Here is a 20,202-nt window from a genome sequence, read left to right as displayed (position 1 = left end):
GCGGGGTCATGGTGCGGCCATGGGCCGGTCGTACGGCAGGCGTAGCGTGCGGGACATGCGCGTTGCAGTGGTCGCCGAGTCGTTCCTGCCCCACATGAACGGGGTCACCAACTCCGTGCTCCAGGTGCTCAAGCATCTGCGCCGGGAGGGCCATGAGGCGATGGTGATCGCCCCCGCGTCCTCCTGGATGGCCGGCTGGACGCAGCGGGTCGGCCAGGACACGGCGCCCAGTCAGGTCGAGGGCTTCGACGTGCACCGTCTGCCGTCCGTGCCGCTGTCCGGCTACGCCTCGGTGCGCGTGGCCGCCGGGCCGGTGGCGCGGGTGCGTTCGATCCTGGCGGGGTTCCGCCCGGACGTGGTGCACATCGCCTCCCCGTTCGTGCTGGGCTGGCGGGCGGTGCAGGCTGCGGACCAGCTGGGCATCCCGTCCGTGGCCGTCTACCAGACCGAGGTCCCCCGCTACGCGGCGCGCTATGGGGCGCCGTGGCTGGAGGACGTGCTGTGGAGCCACGTGGCGCGCCTGCACAACACCGCCACGCTGACGGTGGCGCCGAGCAGCTTCACCGTCCGCCAGCTGCACTCCCATGGGGTGCGTCGGGTGCACCGCTGGGCCCGCGGTGTGGACTCGGAGCGGTTCCACCCGTCCAAGCGGTCCGAGCAGCTGCGCCGCGAGCTCGCCCCGAACGGCGAGCGGTTGATCGGCTTCGTGGGCCGGCTGGCCCATGAGAAGCAGGTGGAGGATCTGGCCGTGCTGGCGGACCTGCCGGGCACCCGTCTGGTGGTCATCGGCTCGGGCCCGCTGAAGGAGCAGCTGCAGGAGAAGCTTCCGGGTGCGCACTTCGCCGGCTTCCAGGGGGGCGAGGACCTGGCCCGCCACGTGGCCTCGCTGGACCTGTTCGTGCACCCGGGCGAGTCGGACACCTTCGGGCAGACGCTGCAGGAGGCCATGGCCTCGGGCGTGCCGGTGGTTGCCGTGGGACGCGGCGGGCCGCTGGACCTCGTGGACTCCTCCCGCACCGGCTGGCTGTATGAGCCGAAGAACCTCGCCCAGCTGCGCGAGCAGGTGGCGGACCTGGTCTACGACGACGCCAAGCGCACCGCCTTCGCCCAGGCCGCCTGGGAGTCCGTGCAGGGCCGCACCTGGCCGGTGCTGTGTGAGCAGCTGCTCGGGTACTACGCGAAGGCGATCAGGGTGCAGCACCGCCGTGCGGACGAGGTGGCGCTGCGTCATCTGCAGCACCACACCACCTGGCCGCTGACCTTCTGAGACTGCAGCTTGTGTGTCCACCTGCCGACACACACCTGCGGGCAGCCTCCGGCCCCTGTGAAGATGGAGTGTCGGTGCCTGCGCGTTCCGGCACTTCACCGTGACCACCGCCGTCCGCGCCGCTCCGGCTCTGCTTGAGCGGCGGTGACGGCCGACCCCAGGAGCCGCCTTCATGCATGCCGAACTCTCCGAACTCCGTGACGAGGTCTTCGCCCGCAACCCCGGTGAGAAGGAGTTCCACCAGGCCGTCTCCGAGGTCTTCGAGGCCTTGGACCCGGTGGTGGACCGCCATCCTGAGTATGTGGAGGCCGGTATCCTCCACCGTCTCTGCGAGCCGGAGCGCCAGATCATCTTCCGCGTCCCCTGGGTGGACGACCAGGGCGTGGTCCAGGTGAACCGCGGCTTCCGGGTGGAGTTCAACTCGGCGCTGGGCCCGTACAAGGGCGGCATCCGCTTCCACCCGTCGGTGTACCTGGGCATCGTGAAGTTCCTAGGGTTCGAGCAGATCTTCAAGAACTCGCTGACCGGCATGCCGATCGGCGGCGCCAAGGGCGGCTCGGACTTCAACCCGTCCGGCCGTTCGGACGGTGAGATCATGCGCTTCTGTCAGTCCTTCATGACGGAGCTGTGGCGCCATGTGGGCGAGCACACGGACGTCCCGGCCGGTGACATCGGCGTGGGTGCCCGCGAGATCGGCTACATGTTCGGCCAGTACAAGCGCCTGACCAACCGGTTCGAGGCCGGTGTGCTCACCGGCAAGGGCCTGACCTGGGGCGGCTCGCTGGTCCGCAAGGAGGCCACCGGCTACGGCACGGTGATGTTCACGGACGCCATGCTGCGCACCCGCGGCGAGTCCATGGACGGGCAGAAGGTCCTCGTGTCCGGCTCCGGCAACGTGGCGATCTACGCGGCCGAGAAGGCGATGGCCCTGGGGGCGAAGGTCATCACCGCCTCGGACTCCTCCGGCTACGTGGTGGATGAGAACGGCCTGGACCTGGACCTGCTCAAGCAGGTCAAGGAGGTCGAGCGTGGCCGCATCTCCGAGTACGCCGAGCGCCGCGGCAACGGTGCCCACTTCGTGGAGGGCGGCTACGTGTGGGAGGTGCCGGGCACCGTGGCGCTACCGTGTGCCACCCAGAACGAGCTGGGCAACAAGGCTGCGGGCATGCTGATCAAGAACGGTGTGAAGGCGGTGGCCGAGGGCGCGAACATGCCGTGCACGGAGAAGGCCACGCATACCTTCCTGGACGCCGGCGTGCTGTTCGGGCCCGGCAAGGCGGCGAACGCCGGCGGTGTGGCCACCTCCGCCCTGGAGATGCAGCAGAACGCCCAGCGCGATTCCTGGGACTTCGACTACACCCGTGAGCGCCTGGAGCAGATCATGCACTCCATCCACGACCGCTGTGTGGAGACGGCGGACAGCTACGGCGCCCCGGGCAACTATGTGGCCGGCGCGAACATCGCCGGCTTCATCAAGGTGGCCGATGCGATGCTGGCCCAGGGCATCGTCTGAGCCTGCGCCGCCCATTCACTGCGCTTCGGGGATACACCTTTCACTGCGCTTTGGGGATGCAACACGGCGTTGAGATCCAAGAACGGCACCGTGTCTTCCCCTCAAGACCGCAGGTGAGGCCGCATTCGCGGCCCTCGGCCCCCCCTTCCCGACGACGGACCCCTCCCCGACGACGGCTCGTCACCTTCTCCGGTGACCCGGCGGGGAAGGGCCTGTGGAGAACCGCACCTCCGCGGTGGCATCTGTCTAGACTGTGGTCTGTGTCACCGCCGGCCGAGGGGGTCGGCGGCCGTTGCGGGATCAGCGGCCGTCCCGGTGACCTACCGACGATGAGACATCTGGAGGGGTTCTCATGCGCCGTGGCGCACCCGCCCGTGGCCTGGCACTGACCGCCGCACTCGCACTGGCACTCACCGCCTGCTCCGGCGGTGAGGACAAGGAGCCGGAGGAGACCGCATCGCCGTCAACGACGGCCCCCGCCTCACAGGGAGCCTCGTCCGACGGGACTGAGGAGCAACCAGAGGCCGAAGGGGCCGACGCGTCCACGGAGACCACACCCACACCCGACGACCCGGACGAGGACGAGTCTCCGGTCGCCGATGGCGACGACAGCGACCCGGACGGGGAGGACACCGGCGAGTACGTCCCCGCCTCCGCCGACGGACCGGCCAAGAACGTGCCCAAGCCCGTCATGCCCGAGGAGATGAAGGAGGAGACCCCGGAGGGCGCCAAGGCTGCAGTGCAGTACTGGTGGGACACGGTGACCTACCTGCAACGGACTGGGGACCTGGAACCCCTGAGAGAGGTCTCTGCTGATGAATGCGACTTCTGCCACGACTACGCGCTAGATGTCGTCGACCATTATGAAGACGGCGGCTGGCATACAGGCGTGGACGTCGATGTCACATCGGCATTGACAGGCGTTCACGACAGCAACAAGGGAATCCTTCAAATCACGACCCTCTTGGACACGAGCGAGGCAAAGGTCTTCAACAACAACGGCCTCGAGGACAAGGAGCAGGGAGAGAAGGCTTATACCGATGATCCTTGGGTGACGTACGTTCAGTTCGATTCCAAAGCCGGTCATTGGCGTGCCACCCAGGTGAGCTTCGAAGGAAAGTCATGAGGCAGCGTGTCCTTGGATCTCTAGCGTCGCTACTTCTGCTTGCACTCACTGCCTCAATGGCCGGCCCGGCTCAGGCAGATTGGGAAGGCGAACGTCGATGCCACGCAGAAGCGTCCGTAAATTCTCGCCAGAAGGCAATTAATGTCAGAAAAGAATGTGCAACAACGCCGCAGCCTGCCAGCTCGTCGAGCGACAGCACCAACAGCACCGCGAACAAGGCCAGCAACTACGACACGTCCAATCCCGTCTACTCGCGCCATGTGTCCGGCTGCTATCCGGACCAGCTCCAGAACCTCGACTTCGGCGACTGTCAGCGCCAGCAGGATGTCTTCTGCGGGGATGACGGCACATGGGTGCAACAGGTACGGGTACGCAGGGAGAACCCCGACGAACCGATCGAACACGGATCGCGTTTCTGCGCCGCTGACGCCGCTGGGGGCGGCTCAGAGGGACGGCCGGCCATCACCATGGATGACCTCGCCGCGGTCGCTCCCAGCAAGGTCGACATCCGCCTGCAGAACGGCGGCCGCGGAATGCGGAACGCGCACACCAACATCTACGCGGACGCGGAGCAGATCCTCGAGCGGAAGACCCAGTTCGGCGAGCTGACGCTGATGCGACTGACCCCGGTCGAGTTCCGCTGGGACTATGGCGACGGGACCACCCGCACCACCACGGACCCCGGCCGAGACGCCGTGGACTTCAACACGGCGACCTCGACCAGCCACGTCTACGAGGACACCGGCACATACACGGTGACCCTGACCACGGTGTTCATCGGTGAGGTCTCCTACAACGACGGCGAGACCTGGGAGCTCGTCCCCGGACAGCTGGTGATCGGCTCGGCCCCGGCCCAGGCAGACATCTTCCGCTCGGTCACCCGCAATGTGGCGGAGGACTGCGTCGCCAACCCCAGCGGCTGGGGCTGCGGTCCCCCGGGCAGCACGCCAACGGACTGAACGCGGACATCCGCTCACTGTCCCCCAGTCAGCGCCTTCTTCTGCTCGTCCGTCAGCCGCATGGGACGGCCGGTCTCGGCATCCACGTACACCATCACGGAGGTAGCGGTCACCAGCAGCGCATCGTCCACGCCGTCGTGCATCTTGTACCCCACATGCACGGATGCGCCCTTAACCTCGTCGACCGAGACGCGCACACGCACCGGCTTCGCGCGGTACTTCATCTGCGCCCGGTACTTCACCCGGTGTTCGGAGACGAAGGCGCGCACACCCTCCCCCGCGCCGGCCGTCAGGTCCAGCGGTGCCGGGCCGGCCTCGGCGTCGCTGCCGGACCCGACGGGGACGCCGAAGGCGGCCACGCGGGCCTCCTCCATGAGCTGGACGACCTGGATGTTGTTGATGTGCCCGTAGGCGTCCATGTCCTTCCAGCGCAAGGGGACGTACACGTCCACGGCGAGGCGGCCGTCGTCGTCCAGGAAAGGGGTTGCTGCTGTCATGGTCACTCCTCGTCGACGCCCTCGATCTCGTTCTTCCAGCCCTCCGGACGGACGTCCACGAACTCGGTCTCGAGGATGCCGAGCTCCTCCAGCTGGGAGGCGAGGGCGGCACCGTCCGGGCCGTAGCACCACGGCACGCCGGGGGTCGAATGGCGGGTGTGCTGCGCACGGCCGCCGGCCAGCAGCGCCTCGGACGGGGTCAGCTGGCGGATGACGATCGCCTTCACCCGGTCCGGGTGACGCTTGGCGAAGTCGGCGTAGATCTCGGGGTCGTGCTGGCCGTCGTCGCCGATGAGGATCCACTTGATGTGCGGGAACTCCTCCGCCAGGCGCTCGAGCTGGGCGAACTTGTGCTCCTGGCCGGAGCGGAACCAGCGGTCCTGGGTGGGGCCCCAGCTGGTCAGCAGCAGCGGACCGAGCGGGTAGAGGTTGCGGCCGAGGAAGCGGGTGAGCATCTGCGCCACGTTCCACGCCCCGGTGGACAGGTAGAGCATCGGGGCCATCGGGTTGGCGGTGGCGATGCGGCGCAGCAGCACGGCCATGCCCGGGGTGGGCGTGCGGGCGTGCTCGTCCAGCACGAACGAGTTCCAGGCCGCGAGCATCGGGCGCGGCAGGGCGGTGACGAGCACCGTGTCATCGATGTCGGACACCATCCCGACGTCCGCGGAAGGATCCGTGATGTAGACGTCCGAGGAGACGACCTCGTCATCCCCGACGGCCAGGGTGACGGTGCGCCACCCCGGCTTCAGGGAGGCGGGGATCACCGCATCCACCACACCCATCCGGTCCGTGGTCACGGTGTGGACCTGGCCCTTGACCGTCACCTGCACCTGCGCGCCGGCCATGGGCGGGGAGGAGAAGTTGCGCCAACCGCGGATGCCGTCCGCCACCACCTGGTGCACACGACGGCCGTTGAGGAAGTCCTCGTCCGGGGCCACGATCACGCGAGAGAGCACCCGGACCCACTCGGTGGTGCCGTAGCCGGTGAACGCGATCGCGGTAGGCACGTGGCCGCGCTTCTCCGCCCTCCCCCGCTGCCAGACGTTCCACCTGTTCTGCAGCCGGACACCGATGTGCTCGCCCTTCTCCCGCTTCTCCGGCAGGGCGCTGCGCGGGGCCGGCGCGTGCTCCGGGGCGGTCTGCTCCGAGGATCCCTGCCCCGGCGCGTGCTCCGGGGCGGTCTGCTCCGAGGATCCCTGCCCCGGCGCGTGCCCCGGGGCGGCCTTATGGGCGGTCTGGTCTTCCCCATGAACCTCAGTGCGGGCAGACGGGGACGCAGTCGCGTGCGGGTCGGGCGCTGACATGGGATCCAGTATTCCGCATGGAGCAGCGGTGCGTGAGCAGGAGGGGTGTCGCAGAGACGTGTTCATCAGCACCCCCACTCGGCACCGCCCTCCTCCCGTTTCACAAGCGAAAACGCAGGGGCGGGCCTCGCACCCTACACGCACCCCACACTCACCCCAGCAGCGGCGACTTCTCCCCGTGGTAGCTGACGGCCAGCACGTCCCTCGCCCTGGTCGCAGCCACGTACAGCAGTGACCGCTCGCGCAGCAGCGCATCGTCCAGGTCGGCCTCGCTGAAGTTCGCCTTCCTCATGCCCACGGGCAGGGCGCCGTCGCGCACGTCCATGAGCAGCACGTGGGAGAACTCGGTGCCCTTGGCGCGGTGCATGGTCATACCCACCACGGCCCCAGCCCGCACGGACTCCTGCTCCACGGCTCGGATCTTCACGCCGCGTTCGGCCAGCCCGGTCACCACCTTGGTGAGAGTGGGCTTGGTCCGTACGAGCACGGCGATGGTCTCGAGCTTCACACCCGGTTGCCGGCTCCACTTGGCAATCAGGTCGGCTGCGGCATCCAGTTCCTCGGCGAAGGACCGCGCGGCCAGCACCACGGGCTTCGGCCCGGAGCGTGCGGACCGGTACTCGGTGTGGGACTCGGCCTCGCCGTCCAGGTCCTCGAACTCGCCGCCGTCGAGCACCTTCATGGCCCAGCCGAGGTTCTGCTGGGTGGTCCGGTAGTTCAGCGTCAGCCGGCGGGACCGCCCGCGGGACTCGATCCCGTAGTGGCTCAGCGTCACCTTCTGCCCATAGATCCGCTGGTGGGTGTCCTCGGCCAGGAACATGTCATTGCGGTCCGGCTCCACCATGGCCCGCAGGAACTGCCATTTGGCCGGGGTGAGGTCCTGGCCCTCGTCCACGAGCACGTGGTCGAAGAACCGTCCTCCGCCGCTCTCGGCCCGCTGCTGCGCAGACGCGGCAGACACAGCCGCCATCTCCTCGAAGTCCAGCGCCCCCTTGGCCCGGCCTGCGGCGCGGTATTTCTCGATCACCTTCCACACCTGCAGACGCTGCTTCCGGTTCAGGGCGGTCCCGCGCCCGCGCCGCGGCACGCGCACGTACTCCTCCACCGTCCGGACCCGCTTCGGCAGCACGACCATCGCGTACTCGGCGGCCATGAACGTCTCGTTCGCCACCTCGGCCGGCAGGTCGCCTCCGGCTGCGTCCACGGCCTCGCTCCATGCCTTGGCGTCCCGCCGGTCGCTCAGGTCGTACCCCTCCGCTCCGAGCACGGTCTCCGTCGCCGCGCCCATATCCCGCCCGGCCTTCATGGCCACGGCCCGCACGAGCGCGTCCACGCCGGTCACGTGCACGCCGGGCTCTCCGAGCTGCTTCGCGATCGGTACGGTCGGGTCCAGTTTCACCAGGTCCCGCCGCAGCGCATCGGCCAGGTTCCTTGTGAACGTGGTCAGCAGGATCCGCGCCTCGGGGTTCTCGGCGGCCAGCCGGCGGGCACGGTGCAGCAGCACCACCGTCTTGCCGGTGCCGGCGCCGCCGGCGAGCTTGGCGGGACCGTTGTAGTCCCGCTCCACGAACTCCTTCTGCAGCGGGTGCAGGAACACGCGCCAGGCGGAGAAGTCGCCGTCCTCCACCACGCGGCGCAGCTCCTCGTCGTCCTCGATCCACGTGTAGGAGACGAGTGCGGCGGGGTGCTGCAGGCCGCGCAGGATCCGCTGCTCCTCCGTGCCGGTGGTGTCCACGGCGGCGTCAAGCCCGAATTCCCGGCGCACCTCGTCGATGCTCTGCCCGCTGCCGAGCGCGATGAGCACGAGCTCCTGCCACTCGGCCTCGGCGTCCTCAGCCGCGGCGAGCAGCTCCTCCTCGGTGCGCGCCTGCACGGCCCGCGCGGCGAGCGCCTCGTCCACACCGAGCTGGGCGAGCGCGGCGGCGTCCACGCCGTGGCGGGTCAGCAGCGGCTCGGCGGGGACCCCCGGCTCCGCCGGCTTCCCGACGACGGCCGCCTCCTCCGCCTGCTCCGGCGCCTCGGCCTGTGCGGACTCGGCCGCCTCAGCGGCCACCGTCTCCTCCGCCTGCTCCGGCGCCTCGGCCTGGGCACCCTCAGCCGCCGCCTTCTCGGCCTCGCGGCGGGCCATCGCCTCGTACTCGGCGTGCTCCTTCTCCCAGTCGGCGAGCGGGGCGGGCTCGACGTACCGGACCTCGGTGACGCCGTTGACGGGGTTGGTCTTGAGCACGGCGCGTTCGGCGAGGTGGTTGGCCTTGTCATGCTCGTAGACGCCGTGGAAGACGTAGGTGACGGCGCCGCCCTCGGTGAGCTTGAAGAGCACAGCCCGGTAGCCCCGGTCGACGCGTCCGGTGCGGATGCGCGAGTCGGCGCTGCCCTTGATCGGCTCGATGTGGAGTCCGGGGAGGGTGTCGTCCTTGGTGAGCTTGTCCAGGAAGGCGAGGGCCTTCATCTTGACCGCGGGGTCGGCGGGCAGCTCCATCTTGGACATGATCACGCTGTTCATGCGGTGTTCTCCTCAGAGTCGAGTGCGGCGCGGACGGCGGTGGGGTCGGCGTCCACCACGGTCCAGCCGGCGGCGCGGAGGTCGTCGGCGTCACCGGCGTCGGCGTCCACGAGCACGGCCACGTGCTGGGCGGGCCAGCTGAAGGTGGTGACCACGCCGCCGATCTCCTCGCCCACCTCCGCCACGGGGATGCCCTGGGAGGCCAGGGTGGCTGCGGCGGCGCGCTCGTCGTCCGTGATGAGGTCGTCCACGACGGCGGCCCACGCCCCCGTCAGCTCGGTCGCCTTCTCCTCGGGTCGGCTGCCGTCGTCGGCCACCGGGGTCTGCGGCGCCGCCACGGTGACGCCGGCGTCGGCCTGGCTGCGGGCCATGACGCGCACGCCGGCGGCGTCGGCGGTGAGCAGGTTGGCGATCCAGAGCCACTGCCTCCACGCCTCGTGGTGGTCCGGGGAGTCCACGGCGTCGGAGCCGTCGTCCAGCATCACCACGGTGGAGAAGGTCTCGTCCGCGTTGAGGCGGGTGAGCACCTGCAGCGGCCCGCGGCGCCAGACGAAGGCCTGGCCGATGCCGTGGACGTCCGTGCCGGCCAGGAGCCCGGCTGCGACCTCGCCGAGGTCTCGGACGGCGTTCACGTAGGCGAACTCGGAGTGCCCCATGAAGAGGATGCCGAGCCGCTCGGCCAGGTTCCGGCGGGCGTCCGCGTCCTGCGGGCGCTGGAGTCGGCCCAGCAGGATGTCCAGTGGCCCGTTGCGGACGTCGTCGACCACGCCCTGGGTGGTGGCGAGGTGGCCGGGGCTCTCTTCGAAGAGGCTGCGCACGGACTCGTCGGCGAGCCACTCGGGACGCTGGCGGGCCGCGCCGTCCTCCAGGTCCTCCCACACGATGGAGAGCACGCTGTAGCCGTGGTCGCGCAGGGCCTGCCGCTTGGCGGCGTCGTCGCCGATCCGGTTCGTGCCGGCGCTGGCGTGGAAGCGGTGCCCGTCGGTGAAGATCGCGACGTCCTGCACGGCCGGGTCGTCCGTGAGCAGGACGAAGTCCGGGCGGGAGCCGGCGAGGTTCAGCTGGGGCACCAGGCGCCAGGTGCGGCCGCCGCCGAGCCCGGTGACCACGTAGTGGTTGCCGCCCTCGTCCGGGACCTCCTTGACGGTGCCGCCGGCGGCAGTGACGCGTTCGCGGAAGACCTGGCGGAATCGGCGCTCGAGCCTGGACTCGCCGTCCTGGATCACCACCGCACCCTCCTCCGGGTCCCAGCGCATCCGCTCGGGGTGGAGGTCGGCGCCGGTCTCGCCCTCCTGCATGGTCAACAGGGTGCGCAGGTGGCGGGCGGCGGCCACGCGGGAGAGTCTGTCCGCGCGGGCGCCCACGGCGTATGGCATGAGGCAGCGGTGGCAGGCACGGCGGTCCTCGTCCTGGCAGGCGCAGTCCTCCACCACACGGTAGGCCTTCACCAGGATCCGCCAGATGCGCTCGGGCGAGGCGAGGTCGGCCAGGTAGCCGGTGCCGCCGGGCACCACGTCGTGCAGCAGCAGCGCCTCGTCCGGGGCGGTGCCGCCGCCCTGCAGGGGAACGGTCACGGAGGTCACCTGGAGGTGGTCCGGTGCGCCGCCGATGTCCTCCCGCAGCCCGAGCAGCAGTGCGGCGGCCAGGGAGGGCACGGCGTAGGAGTCCCCACCCACCACGTGTGGCGGGAGCGTGACCACCACGCCCTCGGTGCGCAGCTCGCGGCTGAGCACCACCTGGCGGGTGTCCTCGTCCTGGCTCTGCCGGTAGCGGCACCAGGGGCGGTGCTCCTCGCGGGAGTTGGCTCCGGCGGTGGCGTCGAGCTTGCCGCAGCCGGCGCAGACGCGGAACGGCTTGGCGCCGATCTCCTGGCCGGCGATGTGCCGGTCGGTGATGCCGCCAGCGGCGCGCTGCCCGAGGTTGAGCCAGCGCAGGTCCATGCGGCGGTGGTGGGTGACGCCGAACTCCTGGCCCACATGCCAGGCACGGCTGACGTGCTGCGGGTCCAGGTCCGCGGCCGCCACGGTGGCGAACTGGACGCGGCGGCGCTGGTCCTCACGGTCGTCGATCCGGTCGCGCTCACGGCGGACCTCGGCGAACACGTGCTCCAGGCGGACCACCTGGTGGCGCTGGTCCACGTCTCCGAAAGAGGCGCTCTGGCAGCGCGGGCATGGGCCCGGGTTCTTCGCGGTCTCGTCGGTCCGGTCCCGGCCGTAGCCGCAGGCGGCACACCAGGACCAGGTGCGGATCTTGTCCCCGTCCTTGCCCAGGTCCAGCCCGTCGATGCGGATGGCCAGCTCATGCGTGTAGAACACGGCGCCCGGGGCGAGCTCGGTGAGCGCGCGGGCGGACGGGCGCCGGACCGGGGTGTTCTCGGTCTCGAACTCACCGGTCTCCGAGTTCATGGTGGTCACGCGGGCATCCAGGGTGACGGTGTCATCCAGGAGCGTGTAGTTCGGCAGCACGCCGCGCTCCTCCAAGGCGGACACCCAGTGGGCGTCCCGGACTTCGCTCAGGCGTCTCTTGGCGGTGCGGTAGGCGCCCTCGGCCAGGCGCAGGTCGCGACGGTCGTCCTCGTCGGCCGCCGGCCCTTCGGCCACGGTCCGCAGGTGCGGGAGGGCCTTCTCCACCTCGTTGACGTGGCGCTGCAGCTGCTCGGCCTCGCGCTGCCACTCGTGGGCGGCGCGGTGCAGCAGGGCGCCCAGCGAGTCCTCCGGGGCCCAGTCGCCGTCGGCGTAGGCGGTCGCCCAGGCGCGCAACCCCTCGGCCACGTCCGAGTCGAGGGTGTCGAAGGAGCCGAGGAACGCGTCGAGGCGCTCGGCGGACTGCTCGGCGGCCAGCGTGAGCACCGCGCGCAGGAAGGTGCCGTCGGCGGTGCGCATGGCCTCCTGGGCGCGGGTCGGCATGGCGGTCTGCCCGGAACGGGCCACGGCGTCCACGAGGGAGGCGATGTACTGGCGGCGCAGGATCTCCTCGGCGTCCAGGTAGGTGGCCGGTGGACGCACCTGCCCGTTGATCAGGGACAGCGGGTTGCCCAGGCGGGGCAGCTGGTCGCCGCGGCCGGTGACGAACGCTAGGGAGAAGGCGTTGCCGGTCAGGCGGCCGGCGCGGCCCACACGCTGGACGTACTGGGCCACGGCCTTGGGCAGGGAGGAGAGCATGACGGTGGACAGGTCGCCGATGTCGATGCCCATCTCCAGCGTCGGCGTCGCCACCAGCACGTTGGGGTCCTTCGGTCCGGGGGTGCCGGACTTGAAGCCCTCCTCGATCTGCCGGCGGGCCTTGCCCTCCAGCAGGGAGGTGTGCTCCTTGGCCACCACTCGGCGCACCTGGGCGGCGGTGTAGAGCTCCCGGTAGAAGCTCGCACCGGATGTCTCCGGGTGCAGTCGTCCGTTGCAGCGGACGGTGAAGCAGCAGGCGTCGGTCAGCTGGGCCACGGTCTCGGCGGTCCCCGGGGTGCGGGACTGGCAGACGTCGCAGACCAGCAGGGCGCGGCCGGCCTCCAGCTCGGACAGCTCCAGGGCCCGCACGGTCACCGCGGAGGCGGGGATGCCGTAGACCTTGGCGCCGGTCTCGGTGTCCGTCACGGTGAGCACGTCCTGGCGGGCGAGCTCGGCCAGCAGGCGCTCGCTGAGCTTGGCGCCGTGCTGGGGCAGCACCTCGAGGCACTTCGCGGCCCAGCGGGCGTACCAGCTGTTCGCCGAGCGCACGGTGTCCAGCCCCTGCTCCTGGGCCTTGCCGGTCAGCGGGGCGCCCACGCGCGGGAAGGCGGGGGCGCTGCGGCCGGCGGGGAACGCCGGCATGCCGTTCTTCGGGCGGCCGCCCCAGATGCGGAAGCGGCGGCCGTCCTCGGAGATGTACCTGTTCAGCCACTCGTGCTCGATGCCCCCGGATAGGCGCATATACTCCAGCACGCCGCGCACCCAGGCGGTGAGGGACTTCTCCCCCACCACCGCTTCGCCGAGCTGCTGGACCTCGTCCTCCTCCAGCACGGTGCGGGCGATCGCGGCCAGGCGGGCACCGGTGCCGGCCTCCACCTGGACGGCGGCGGCACCGGTGGCCTCCAGGGTCCGCCCGTAGGTGGACTGCAGGCCGAACTCGAGGGCGGCGTCGAAGAGCAGGCGGCGCTTCACCCAGGCGCGGTCGCGCCCGGCGATCGCCGCGAACCTCTCGGCCGCCCAGAACCGCTGGAACGGCTCGAGGCGCTCGCAGTCCGGCGGGACCAGACGGAAGCGGTCGAAGGGGTCGTCCCCGGCGGCGCGGAGGACGTCCTCCACCAGCGTGTCCAGGCTCGCCCCGGCGGCGGTGAGCTGGCCCCCGAGCGCCGAGCGCAGGCTCATGGTGTGGGAGCGGGACTGCACGAATCCGGCACGGTGGGCGGCGTCCTGCACGGAGTCGGTGAAGACCAGGGACTTCTTCTCCCGGTCATCCAGGGTCGCGTCCCCGAACAGCACGGACAGGGACACGGAGAGCAGGGTGGCGATCGCCGAGCCGAGGAAGCGGATGCCGTCCTGGCCCAGGCAGGCGGGGCAGTCGTCCGTGCCGGAGTCGCCTTCCCGGTCGGCGCGGCTGTCCGAGCGGGTGAGCACGGGGAGCACGTGGCCGGCCTGCATGTGCGGGTCGTCTTCGTCCGGGCGGGTGGAGAGCAGCCGGCGGCTCGCCAGGGAGAACCAGCGCAGCCCCTCGGGCGTCTCGGACGGGGAGGCCACGGCGCGGTCCTCCTCGCCCGGGGCGTGGATGAGCGCACGGAACCGGCCGTCGCCACGCATGTGGTCGCGGCGGATGTCGGTGTCCTCGGCGGAGAGCTCGTCGCCCACCGCCGCCAGGGTCACGCCCCAGCCGGAGCGGCCGCAGTGGCGGCAGTAGACCGCCGGGAAGGTCTGGCGCGCGTCGGTGGGGTCGTCGGCACCGGCCCAGGTGCCGTCGTCGGACCAGAGGAAGTGCGGCACCGGGGAGGCGACGCGGTCGATGCGGGTGAGCTCACGGACCCAGAAGTGCAGGTCCACGCTCAGCGCGTCCCGGCCGTGCAGGGCACGCACGTGGCTGAGTGCGGCGATCAGCCCTTCCAGGGCGGTCTGGTAGAGCGCGAGCGTCTCGGCGTCCTCCACCGGCCCGACCAGTTCACGCAGCAGCTCCGGGTAGCCGGTCGCCTGGGCGGCGGTCTCCACCAGGGTGTGCACGTCCGGGTGGCGGCGGACCACATCCAGCAGGGTCGGCTCCCCCTCGGCACCGGCGCGGTCGATCGCGTGCGGGTCCGCGTGCAGGGCGCGCAGCACGTGGCTGGTCACGGCGGCGGGGTCCTCCCCCAGCGCCTTCACACCGGCGGCGAGCTCGGCCAGGGGCGCGCCGCGCAGTTCGCGCAGACGCACTGGCTCCAACGCCTCGCCCGCCGCCAGCCCGGCCCACTCGTGAAGGCTCAGCAGTGTCTCGGTCACCACGGCGTCGGGGCCGAACTTCTCCCCGAACACGGTGTGCGCGAAGTCGAGCATCACGGTGGGGTCGGACTTGTCTCCGAGCGTCGCGGAGGTCGCCACGGGGGTGATCTTCCCCAGCGGCCGTGCCCAGTCCTCGGCGGTCAGCGCCGGATCGTCCTGGTGCCAGTGGCTCTTCAGGGCCAGGCCGAGGCGGCGCAGGAGCATGGCCACGTCGGTGCCCTGTGCGCCGTCGTAGGTGTGGAACTCGTCCAGCACCAGGTACTGCAGGGAGGTGGCGGACTGGGCCCAGATCGGCTGGTCGTCCTCACGCAGCAACAGCTGGTCCAGCATCTTGTAGTTGGTCAGCAGGATGTCCGGGGCGGTGTCCCGGATGGCGTGGCGGTCCGTGATCAGCCCCTTGTCCGAGACCGTGCCGCGGGTGCCGGCCTGGTTGCCGGTGTAGATCGCGGCGGTCACGGTGCTCAGCGCCGGGTCCCCGGTCAGGGTGGCGGTCAGGCGCCGGGCCTGGTCATCGGCCAGGGCGTTCATCGGGTAGAGGATGATCGCCTTCGTGCCGGTCACGCCGGCGCGCTTGGCACGCAGCACGTGGTCCAGGATCGGGTGGAGGAAGGCCTCGGTCTTGCCGGAGCCGGTGCCGGTGGTGATGAGCGTGGGCTCGGGCCGCTGCCCCGGGCCTGTCCTGCCCAGGGAGGTCAGCCGGGCGTAGGCCTGCGCCTGGTGCCGGTACGGGGTGAACGGCGGCCGCCACTCGAGGTGCCGTGTCCAGTCCTGGTCTGCCGGCCGGAAGGGCAGGCGGAGCCGGGTGTAGGGGCCCTTGAACAGGCCGTTGGCCTGGTCCTCCAGGAACTCTTGGAGCTGCTGGCGGGGCTGGGCGTCCGCGAGGGAGAAGGTGGTGGTGAGGTAGTCCACCAGCCCGTCGGCGACGCGGCGGGCCTGCAGGGTGGGGAGCAGCTCGGGCATCAGCCCTCAGCCTCCTTCAGTCGGCGCTGGAACTCGGCGTAGGCGGTGCGGAAGTCCTCCTCGCGGTCCCGGGTCGCGAAGGGCAGTTCGTATTCGTAGGCCACGCCGGAGCCGGGGTGGACCGCGGTGCGCTCCTCCTGCGTCGTGCGCTCGCCCTTCTTCTTCCACACGGAGAGCACCTCGGTGGGGACCAGACGACCGTTGCGGTCATAGGTGTACCTGTCCTGGTCGTAGCCGTGGAGCACGGCGAAGGTGGTGCGGTACACCGTGCAGAGGTCCTCCACGTCCACGCCGAGCATCAGGGCCACCAGGGAGTCGATCTCCACCTGCGCGTTGCGCCGGTCCTCGGCCCGCCGCAGCGGCGTCTGGGCCGTCCACTGCTTCCCGACGACGGCACTCCCGTACCGCGGCAGGATCGCCTCATCCTGGGCGAAGGCCGGATCCCAGCACTCCTCCCACAGATCCGCGTAGGCGTCCGTGAGGCAGTTGAGTTGCAGGGTCCGCAGGATCAACGACGGCAGGAGCGGGTGGTCAAGCGGGACCATGGGGAGGCGGTTGATTGTCGAGGGGAAGATAGTTCCCTTCGGAGCAGACCTCACTGAGAAGTCGGCGATCAACGAACTGAGTAAGCCCGCAACGATCGCGAGTTGAGTCTTCCCGCCTGCGGGCGCACCAACTGCTGTTACGGCATGAATATGTGCGACACCGGGCGGAATGATTGCCGGAAAGAGCGTTCTCTCATTCGTATTGGCAGCCATGGAGCGCCAAACGATCCGGTAGAAATCTCTTGCTGAATACTCTCGCTCAGCACCCCAGCGAGTGTACTGAGCGTCATACACACCTCGGTCTCCAGCTGGCTTGTACGACGCGAGGGGGCGTTCATCGACGGCAAGTGCCTCGTGGTCCACAGGGGTCCAGTCCTTGTTGCTTTTCAGCGTCTCGTTCGGGTACTTGGCCAACGGCGTGGCGACGCTGAATAGTGGACCCTGCAAGATGGCGTCATCCCAATCTACCACCCCCCAGCTACTAATAAATCGTCCTGCTGATCTATCGATTGATTCGTCCCAACCCCGCGAAAAAGAGAGATCTAGGACCGAGATACGCGTAGCTCGAGAAACGATTTCCAGCACTCGCTCGGCCGCCGAGTTCACGGTATAGAGCATTCGACCAGCCGACATATCGCTCGCATTAGGGTCTGTGACGGCGCTCCAAAGCTTGAGAGTCTCAGAAGTAACCTTCTGGATGCGCGCAGCATGGGGTCTGCGATCCCAGGAACCCATGTACTTGAACCCTGGTTCTTCGCCAGTTCCATCGTGGACAAGCGAGCGAGCTACGGTCTCCGGATGGTATAAAACCGAAGCATTCAGGAATCCAACCCGCCCAGGAGATCCATAGATGTGGACACCATACTTGACATGGTTGTCTATATCGAAAAGTAGTAGATCATTACCAAACTGCCAATGACGACGAAGACGCCCATAGGTTTGCCTTCGGAGCTCAAAAACCTTGTCATCCGTGAAGTGCGATTCCGGATGGATCAGCACCGACATGCCCGTCGGTGCCGCATGTCGCCACACCTGACACATGAACGCGCGGTAGAGGTCTGGTTGGCCGGAGAGATACGGGTACTCCGGAGCTGAAGAGAGAAGTTCGGCTACGGTCATGGTGTCCGCGGTTGCCGACACCACCAGATCCTTCACGCCCTCCACTGCGAGCGCGATGGGACGACGCTCGTTCTTCTGCGCCACCGACGGCTTGTGGGCCAGCTGCCACCAGGGGTCGCCCTCAGCAAGGAGACCCTCGATGTCCGTGCGCGGCCGCACCCACGGCGGGTTGCCCACTTGCAGGTCGAAGCCACCCCGGGCGAACACCGCCGCGAAGTCGAGTTCCCAGTGGAAGAAGCCCTGGGCCTGCGCCACTCGCTCGCAGACCTTCAGCCACGGATGGGCCTGCAGCACCTGGTCCACCGGCTTCGCGTCCGCCAGCACGCGATCCCGCTGCTCGGTGTCTGCCAGCCCCTCCCAGTCATCGTCCGCCGTGAAGCTCGTCATCCACTTCCGAGACCGCTTCTCCGTGTCCCGGCCCAGCAGCATCTGCAGCGCGTCGATCCACTGCTTCATGCTCGGCGGCGACACCTCGGTCTCGGTCAACGGCCAGAACCAGAGCGCACACCAGGCGTCCATCACGTGGCGCAGGCGGCGGTAGGCGCCGTCCTGGTCCGCCAGGGACTCCTCGATCTGCTCGCGCGTCACAGCACCCTGCGTGGCCGTCACCTCGCAGCCCCAGAGGTCCAGGTCGCGCCCGGACTGCTGCTCGGCAATGGTGAGACGCCGCAGGGCCAGCGCCCACAGCTTCTCCGCCCGCTGGGTAAGGGCCTCGAGATCCTTCACCTGCTGGGCGGAGAGCTTGCGGCGCACGCTCGAGCGCCACGCCTTCAGCGCCTTCACCTCGTCCGGCACTAGGTCCCGCACCTGCTTCGGGACCTCCACACCGGAGCCCCACCCTTCGGAGGGCAACAGGAAGTGGAAGACAGAGCCGGAGGTGCCGGAGCCGTCGTCGTGAAGCCCGGAGAGCGGGCGGTCCTCCGGGACCGCCTTCATCCAGGACCGGTCCTTGCGCAGCGCGCTGCCGGCATAGACGGACCGGCGGGCGCCGATCAGCGAGTTGCCGCGGCGCAGGCGCAGACCGAACCACGGGGCCTGCAGGCCCGTCACCATCGTGGACAGCCACAGGGACACCTCGGCCAGCTCCACCGCCGTGGCATTGAGGTCCACGCCGTACACCTGGTGCAGCGCGATGTGCGCCTTCACCTTCTGCAGCTCGTGCGGGTAGTCCTCCGGGTCGATGCGCCTGCCCAGCTCCTCCTGGCGGCGGGCGAGGTACTCGCGGGCCAGCTGGTCCACGGCCTCGATGGCGAACGCTCCCGAGCCGAGGGCCGGCTCGCAGACGGTCAGGGTCAGGATGTCCTCCGCGGAGGTGGTGGTGCCGCCCTGGTCGAGGAGCTCCTCCAGCGCCTGCTGCACGGTGAACCGGGTCAGCACCTCCGGTGTGTAGTAGGACGCCGACTGCTGACGCTCCCGGCCGGAGAGACGGTAGACGAACGTGCCCTGCGCGTGGCGGACAGCCTTGAGCTCGCCGGTGACCGGGTCCTCGGCGCGGACGAAGTCCTTGGCCGCCAGATGGTCCGAACGGTCCACGGGGACCACCCAGGAGCCCTTTGAGGCGTCACCGCCCGGGGCGACCTCGTAGAGGTCCTCCTCCGCGAAGAAGCCGGTGTAGGACATCAGGCCCTCATAGACCGCGCCGAGCTGGTTGATGCCGAGCTCCGCGTAGGAGATGAAACCGCGGGCCCTGCCCTTCTGCTCCTTGGAGAGCAGCAGGTGCTGCAGCACCTGCTGGAGGGCGGCGTTGCCGAGCCGGACCTGGTCGATGTGGGCGGTGGCCTCCGGGCGGAACAGGTCCGCGCGCAGCGGCTGGAAGTCCAGGCCGGGGGCGCCGGCGTCCGGGTCCGTATCCGAGGGGCGGGGGCCTCGGTCCACGAGTTCGGTGAGCACACGAAGGGACTCATACAGGTGCGTGCCGTTGCGGGCCTGGCCGGTGGTCAGATCCACCAGGGTGAGCTCGCGGAGGCGGTCCACGGAGTAGCCGGAGTCGTACTCGGCGGCGCCGGAGGGCAGGACGCCGAGCTCCGGGGAGGCCTCCGCGTAGAGCAGGAAGAGGATCCGATAGAGGTAGCGCAGGGACTGCACCGCCAACGGCTGCGCCTGGTCCTTCGGCAGCGGTTCGAAGCCGGCTGCGGCGCGGCGGGCGACGACCTCGTTGGCGATGATCTCGATGGAGCGGCGGACGCCCTCGCGCAGGTCCTCCGAGACGCCCACCGTGTGGCGGACGGACTCCTCCAGGGCCGTGGACCACCAGATGCCGCCCTCGGCGTCCGGGGCCAGGGACGCGGCCTCCAGGATGGTCAGGGCGCGGTCGATCTCCCCGCCGCGCTTGGCGTCATTGCGCTCGGCGACCAGCTGCAGGTCCACACCCAGGTAGCGGCCTTCGGCCCAGCGGGAGGCCTCGGCCACAATGCACCAGCGGCCGGCCAGGACCAGCGCGAACTGCGGGCCGTCCTCCGCCACGAACAGGGCAGAGAGCAGGCGGGCGGTGGAGGTGAAGGTCTCGGTGTCGGTGACGTACGGGGTGGCGAGGGTGGGCTCGTCCTTGGCGACCGCGTCCTCCACGGACTCGGCCGGGCGGGCCTGGACGATCGCCAGCGGGGCGGGGCCCTCGATGCCCGTGGAGGAGACGCGCAGCAGCGGGCCGTCTTGGGCAAGAGTGAACTCGCCGGTGCGGTAGCCGAGCACACGCAGCAGGTGCTCGGCGAGGTTCGGGGTCGCGGAGGCGGCGTCCGGGTCTTGGTGGTCCTGAAGGTCCTGATGGTCCTCGGCGTCCGCGAGGGCGCCGATGCGGCGCTCCAGCTCCGCGCGCTCGGAGGTGAAGCGGGTGCGGGAGGTCTCCCCCTCAGCGGCGTCCCACTGCTTGCGGCGGGCCAGGACCAGGGCGTGGAAGGACTCCTTGGTGGCGTCCGAGGTGAAGAAGTGTTCGGAGAGCCAGTCCCCCACCACCACGAATGCGTCGCTCACTGCCATG

Annotated in this window: 9 protein-coding genes; 4 read left to right on the top strand and 5 right to left on the bottom strand. The window is 69.8% G+C overall.

From position 1 onward, the window contains the following. Nucleotides 1–55: 55 nt before the first annotated feature. From CEQ11_RS03965 to CEQ11_RS13065, 4 genes are all read left to right on the top strand, one after another. The gene (locus CEQ11_RS03965) at nucleotides 56–1,267 is read left to right on the top strand and encodes a glycosyltransferase family 1 protein (protein ID WP_088477807.1); all 1,212 of its coding nucleotides are present in this window, start codon (nucleotides 56–58) and stop codon (nucleotides 1,265–1,267) included. Between the two features lie 172 nt (nucleotides 1,268–1,439). Then, the gene (gene gdhA / locus CEQ11_RS03960; RefSeq protein WP_067187941.1) at nucleotides 1,440–2,780 is read left to right on the top strand and encodes an NADP-specific glutamate dehydrogenase; all 1,341 of its coding nucleotides are present in this window, start codon (nucleotides 1,440–1,442) and stop codon (nucleotides 2,778–2,780) included. A 352-nt stretch (nucleotides 2,781–3,132) separates the two neighbouring features. Then, the gene (locus CEQ11_RS03955; RefSeq protein ID WP_088477806.1) at nucleotides 3,133–3,906 is read left to right on the top strand and encodes a DUF6318 family protein; all 774 of its coding nucleotides are present in this window, start codon (nucleotides 3,133–3,135) and stop codon (nucleotides 3,904–3,906) included. Between the two features lie 56 nt (nucleotides 3,907–3,962). Beyond that, the gene (locus tag CEQ11_RS13065; protein ID WP_227718727.1) at nucleotides 3,963–4,865 is read left to right on the top strand and encodes a PKD domain-containing protein; all 903 of its coding nucleotides are present in this window, start codon (nucleotides 3,963–3,965) and stop codon (nucleotides 4,863–4,865) included. 14 nt (nucleotides 4,866–4,879) lie between these two features. Here the strand turns inward: CEQ11_RS13065 and CEQ11_RS03945 are convergent, their stop codons facing one another. From CEQ11_RS03945 to CEQ11_RS03925, 5 genes are all read right to left on the bottom strand, one after another. Next, nucleotides 4,880–5,362 carry a thioesterase family protein gene (locus tag CEQ11_RS03945; RefSeq protein WP_088477804.1) on the bottom strand — a complete coding sequence of 161 codons (483 nt, stop codon included), beginning with the start codon at nucleotides 5,360–5,362 and terminating at the stop codon, nucleotides 4,880–4,882. Between the two features lie 2 nt (nucleotides 5,363–5,364). Next, complete coding sequence (locus CEQ11_RS03940) at nucleotides 5,365–6,666, bottom strand: App1 family protein (RefSeq protein WP_088477803.1); 1,302 nt, start codon at nucleotides 6,664–6,666, stop codon at nucleotides 5,365–5,367. A 151-nt stretch (nucleotides 6,667–6,817) separates the two neighbouring features. After that, nucleotides 6,818–9,169 (bottom strand): 3'-5' exonuclease, encoded by a 2,352-nt coding sequence (locus CEQ11_RS03935; protein ID WP_227718726.1) that lies wholly within the window; start codon nucleotides 9,167–9,169, stop codon nucleotides 6,818–6,820. Continuing rightward, a complete protein-coding gene (locus CEQ11_RS03930; protein ID WP_088477802.1) occupies nucleotides 9,166–15,564 on the bottom strand; it encodes a DEAD/DEAH box helicase in 6,399 nt (2,132 codons plus the stop codon). Before CEQ11_RS03930 ends, CEQ11_RS03935 begins: the two co-directional genes overlap by 4 nt. Continuing rightward, on the bottom strand, nucleotides 15,564–20,201 hold the full coding sequence (locus CEQ11_RS03925) for a DNA methyltransferase (RefSeq protein ID WP_088477801.1): 4,638 nt from the start codon (nucleotides 20,199–20,201) through the stop codon (nucleotides 15,564–15,566). The genes CEQ11_RS03930 and CEQ11_RS03925 overlap by 1 nt, the downstream gene beginning before the upstream one ends. Nucleotide 20,202: the final 1 nt, after the last annotated feature.

The organism is Micrococcus sp. FDAARGOS_333 (genome assembly GCF_002206575.2).
In the GTDB taxonomy this organism is placed as follows: domain Bacteria; phylum Actinomycetota; class Actinomycetes; order Actinomycetales; family Micrococcaceae; genus Micrococcus; species Micrococcus lylae.
Note: the sequence above shows the minus strand (reverse complement) of the source record. Positions and strands in the feature narration are given on the sequence as shown.